Source organism: Mesorhizobium captivum (genome assembly GCF_033977165.1).
GTDB lineage: Bacteria > Pseudomonadota > Alphaproteobacteria > Rhizobiales > Rhizobiaceae > Mesorhizobium > Mesorhizobium captivum.
Genome location: NZ_JAVIJB010000113.1, coordinates 1 through 1,485, shown reverse-complemented (window position 1 = coordinate 1,485; position 1,485 = coordinate 1). Strand labels below are relative to the sequence as shown.

The window sequence follows — 1,485 nt, the reverse complement described above, 5'->3', positions numbered from 1 at the left end:
ACATTTGCTTCGTGGTGTGGTCAAGTGTGAAGAAGCGAAGTCGGAGAATGGCTTGAAGCGTTTGAATCGTCTGTGATTCTGTAGCTGCCATTGTTGATTCTGGAGGTTTCGACGATGGCTTCGTTGCTTGGATACTTCGGCGACCTGCGCCTGCAAAAAAGGGGAGCATGGTTCTGGAGCGCATGTTTGCGCGCGTCAGCGCGGGGATGCGCCGGCTGGCCGACACGCGAGCCGAGAAGGTCGCGTTCACGCGCCTGTTTCGCAATCGCCACGTGAGCCCGCAAGAGATCATCCGCACGGCAGCGGCCCGAACGGCCGAAGTGGCTGCCGGCCGCCACGTGCTGATCATCGAGGACAGCAGTGAGATCAACTATGAGGCCAAGGCTTCACGCAAGCGCGGTCTCGGTCGCGTCGGCAATGGCAAGGATATCGGGCTGTTCGTGCATCCGGCGCTGGCCGTGGATGCCGTGGACGGCTCGGTCCTTGGCCTTGCAGGCGCCACGATCTGGCGGCGCGAGGCAAAGAAGGCGGATGACTACCAGGCGCTGCCGATCGAAGACAAGGAAAGCCACAAATGGATCGGTACCGCCAAGGCGGCATGCCAGGCGCTGGCCGACACGCCGCAGATGACGGTGGTCGGCGACCGCGAAGCCGACATCTACGAAGTCTTTGCAAGGCTTCCCGACGAGCGCACCCATGTGCTCATTCGCGCTGTACGGGATCGGGCTTTGGGCACGCGGGGCGAGCGCCTGTTCAGCGCGATCGCCAAGACCCCGGAAGCCGGCCGCATTGCCTTCGAACTGCAGGCACGTCCCGGCCGGCCGGCCCGCACCGTCGAACTGGCCGTTCGCTTCAGCGCAGTGAACTTGCGCCAGCCCCGCCTTGGCGCTGACAGTCGCGATCCGCGCGAACTCACGCTCAACGCGGTGGAAGTGCGTGAGATCGATCCACCTTCGGCCAAGGACGCGGTGATCTGGCGGCTTCTAACGACACATTGCGTCAACACGCTGGCCGGCGCCATCGCTATCGTCGAGATGTATCGCTCGCGTTGGATCGTCGAACAGCTGTTCCGGACCGTGAAGTCGCAGGCCATCGATCTGGAGGAAAGTCTTATCGCCGATGGCGATGCGCTCGAACGGCTGGCCGCCGCCGCTCTGGTCGTCGCCACCAGGGTCATGCAACTCGTACACGGGCGTGGTTCGCCGGGCCAGGCCTTCCAGGCCGCACGCCTCTTCGATCCCACCGAGGTCACCGTCCTGGAAACGCTCATCGCCAAGCTCGAAGGCAAGACCCAAAAGCAGAAGAACCCGCACCCCACGCACACGCTCGCCTGGGCCGCCTGGTGTATCGCAAGGCTCGGAGGCTGGAACGGCTACGAAAAGGAACGACCGCCAGGACCCATCACCTTCACGCACGGCCTCAGACGCTTCAACGCAATCGTAGACGGCTTCGTTCTGGCCTCCCAAATATGAACCCGAAGCAAAT

The 1,485-nt window shown here is 63.0% G+C and carries 1 protein-coding gene; it reads left to right on the top strand.

The window, feature by feature from the left end:
* Positions 1-167: 167 nt before the first annotated feature.
* Positions 168-1,472 (top strand): IS4 family transposase, encoded by a 1,305-nt coding sequence (locus RFM40_RS33505; protein WP_320230392.1) that lies wholly within the window; start codon positions 168-170, stop codon positions 1,470-1,472.
* Positions 1,473-1,485: the final 13 nt, after the last annotated feature.

What these genes read in the sequence shown, in the direction of transcription:
- RFM40_RS33505 (WP_320230392.1), top strand. Translation starts at nt 168, where the DNA reads ATGGTTCTGGAGCGCATGTTTGCGCGCGTCAGCGCGGGGATGCGCCGG.